The sequence below is a fragment of the uncultured Agitococcus sp. genome (genome assembly GCF_937920075.1).
Classification (GTDB): Bacteria; Pseudomonadota; Gammaproteobacteria; order Pseudomonadales; family Moraxellaceae; genus Agitococcus.
Window position 1 is genome coordinate 1 of the sequence record NZ_CALETI010000491.1, and the last position, 2,279, is coordinate 2,279.

General features: G+C 36.9%; 4 protein-coding genes and 1 tRNA gene. 2 read left to right on the forward strand and 3 right to left on the reverse strand.

The window, feature by feature from the left end; translation table 11 throughout:
- The coding region (locus Q0212_RS16510) for an FKBP-type peptidyl-prolyl cis-trans isomerase N-terminal domain-containing protein (RefSeq protein WP_297927570.1) at window positions 1–285 on the reverse strand (285 nt) is incomplete at its 3' end.
- A gap of 401 nt (window positions 286–686) precedes the next feature.
- On the opposite strand from Q0212_RS16510, the gene Q0212_RS16515 reads away from it, so the two are divergent.
- Complete coding sequence (locus tag Q0212_RS16515; RefSeq protein WP_297927572.1) at window positions 687–1,376, forward strand: hypothetical protein; 690 nt, start codon at window positions 687–689, stop codon at window positions 1,374–1,376.
- A gap of 51 nt (window positions 1,377–1,427) precedes the next feature.
- Here the strand turns inward: Q0212_RS16515 and Q0212_RS16520 are convergent, their stop codons facing one another.
- On the reverse strand, window positions 1,428–1,745 hold the full coding sequence (locus Q0212_RS16520) for an STAS/SEC14 domain-containing protein (RefSeq protein ID WP_297927574.1): 318 nt from the start codon (window positions 1,743–1,745) through the stop codon (window positions 1,428–1,430).
- 142 nt (window positions 1,746–1,887) lie between these two features.
- Between Q0212_RS16520 and Q0212_RS16525 the strand changes: the two genes are divergently transcribed.
- Window positions 1,888–2,154, forward strand: a complete 267-nt coding sequence (locus Q0212_RS16525) for a hypothetical protein (protein ID WP_297927575.1) — start codon at window positions 1,888–1,890, stop codon at window positions 2,152–2,154.
- On the opposite strand, the gene Q0212_RS16530 is transcribed toward Q0212_RS16525, so the two are convergent.
- Window positions 2,128–2,199, reverse strand: a tRNA-Arg gene (locus Q0212_RS16530). The genes Q0212_RS16525 and Q0212_RS16530 overlap by 27 nt on opposite strands.
- Window positions 2,200–2,279: the final 80 nt, after the last annotated feature.

Genomic DNA, 2,279 nt, shown 5'->3' on the forward strand with positions numbered 1-2,279 from the left:
CGCAACACGACGCTCTTTATAATCTGTTAAAATCTTTTTAATTTCCTCTTCAGATAAAGCACCTTGCTTACCTGCATATCCTTCTTTAAATCCTGCAACAAATTTTTCAATATCCAAATTCTCAATAGCAGTGGCATTATTTTTGCCAAAAATATACCCTAAACTATAAGCAACTTTTGCATCTTCATTAGCAAACACCGTTGTTGCAGGTGTCGCTGCTACAGGCTCAGCAGCCCACGCGATCGTTGTCATTGATAATGCGGCTGCCAAAACTAAACGTTTCATATATACTCCAATCTCAGTTGTTTTTATCATCTTAGAATTTACGCGGCCATCGCCTTTAGTGTACAAGACCCGCTTGTTTTGACTTTGTTAAACACAAGCATTCGGTAATATGCGCAAATCTGACTCTCTAACTAAAAAATATTATTAAGCCGCTAAGCATAAGATGTGTTATGTTTTTATGCTAGACAAGCCGCTATTATTTTTGGCTAATTTACTTAGTAAAATAGTAATTTTGGTGTTTTAAACTAAATTTCTTATTATTATTATTTAAAAAAATAAAAAAACAGTCATCCAACCAATAAATTGTATTTTTGTTAGACAATTTTTATTCTATCTGTCACTATTTTGAGTTAATTTTGCTAATAAGCCCTTACCTCTTTTGATTTTCTAGGAGCACCACCATGCCAAGCAAGAAAAAAGCCGCCAAAACTGAACAATTAGTTGTTGATACTAGCGAACAATTACAGAAGTTAGCCAAAAAAGCGCAAAAAGAAGCTGAAAAATATATTGAATCTGCTCGCAAATTAGTTGAAAAAGCCGAAGCTAGCTACAAAGACATTTTAGCTAAATTGGCTCAAGTCATTAAAAACGGCGATGTAGAAGCTAAAAAATTGTTAGAAGACGCTCAAAGTCATGCTGAAGCTGCTTTAGAAGCTGCGAAAAAAGACTACGAAAAAGCTAAAAGTATTTTCCAAACCAGCGAATTACGTTCTTATGTTCAAACTAAATTAGCTAAAGGCAAAGAAGCTGCTGTTGCTTTAGTTGAAGAAGTGAAAAAAGAAGCCACTCAAGCTGTTGCTGCTGTCGAAAAAGAAGCGGCTAATCTTGCTCAAGAAGTGAAAAAAGATGCTGCTCAAGTTGCTGAAGCTGTTGAAAAAGCAACCGCTCCTGTAAAACGCGCTGCAGCTCGTAAAGCTCCTGCTAAAAAAGCAACTACAGAAGCTGCAACACCTGCTGCACCTAAACGTCCTGCAACACGCAAAGCTCCTGTTAAAAAAGCTCCAGTTGCTGATGCAACACCAGCTACAACAGACGCTCCTGCTGCTGAAGCCGCTGCAACCACTAGCAGCAACGAAACACCAGCCGCCTAAGTATTTCGTGGTTGATGTCCAAGGGCGACCTTAGGTCGCCCTTTTTATTTGTTAATGGCTTAATAACCAAGCTTCAGCTAGAGGCTGCTCTTTAGGTTGAAAGTACTTTATTGGGAATGGTAACAAACCGCCTAATAAAAATAGAATAGCATCTTCTGACCATTGCTCTGAACCGACAATCGCTAATGCTTTTGTATGTTGTTGAATATATTCATCATGCTCTATATCTTGCCATTCAACTAACTCTTGTAAACCTTGGAATTCTGGCTCAATGACAATTAATGCAGCAATTTTGCCATATTGTTGAATATGGTCAAATACCCATTTTTTGGCTTGATCTAGTTCATTACGCATTAATATGCCTGACACTTTAGCAATCGCTAAATTTTGCTCAAATAAGCCTAAAGCAATCGACTTAATTTGATTCCCTAATAAATATAAAATTTGTTTTAATGATAATCATTAATTACTTGCAATGCTCTAACAAATTGTCTAACTGAAGAATTATTTTATGAGTTACTTATCGCTAATTTATCGACAACAGGGTATGTGCTTATCCAAACGTCATTTATCTTGGCAAGAATGGCAAATAATCTATCCTGACTACATTAGCTCGTTAGATAACTGGTCATGTGAAGATTTAACGGATTTTTTGCAAGAAGAATATCCAGATTTATCGCCTGATGCCGCTACACAAATAGCTTTTGCACTCAACAATAATACTGATTATTTATTAACTTTTAAGAAATCGTCCCCTCGACAGGAATTGAACCTGTAATTGCCCCTTAGGAGGGGGCCGTTATATCCATTTAACTACGAGGAGAAAACGGCGGCGATTTTACCCAAAGTCATGATAAACCGCTACAATATACCACCTCTTTTGTTGTTCTAGCTTCATCACCA

Bases quoted from the DNA above. Each gene is read 5' to 3' on its own strand.
- Q0212_RS16515 (WP_297927572.1), top strand. From the start codon at position 687: ATGCCAAGCAAGAAAAAAGCCGCCAAAACTGAACAATTAGTTGTTGAT.
- Q0212_RS16525 (WP_297927575.1), top strand. From the start codon at position 1,888: ATGAGTTACTTATCGCTAATTTATCGACAACAGGGTATGTGCTTATCC.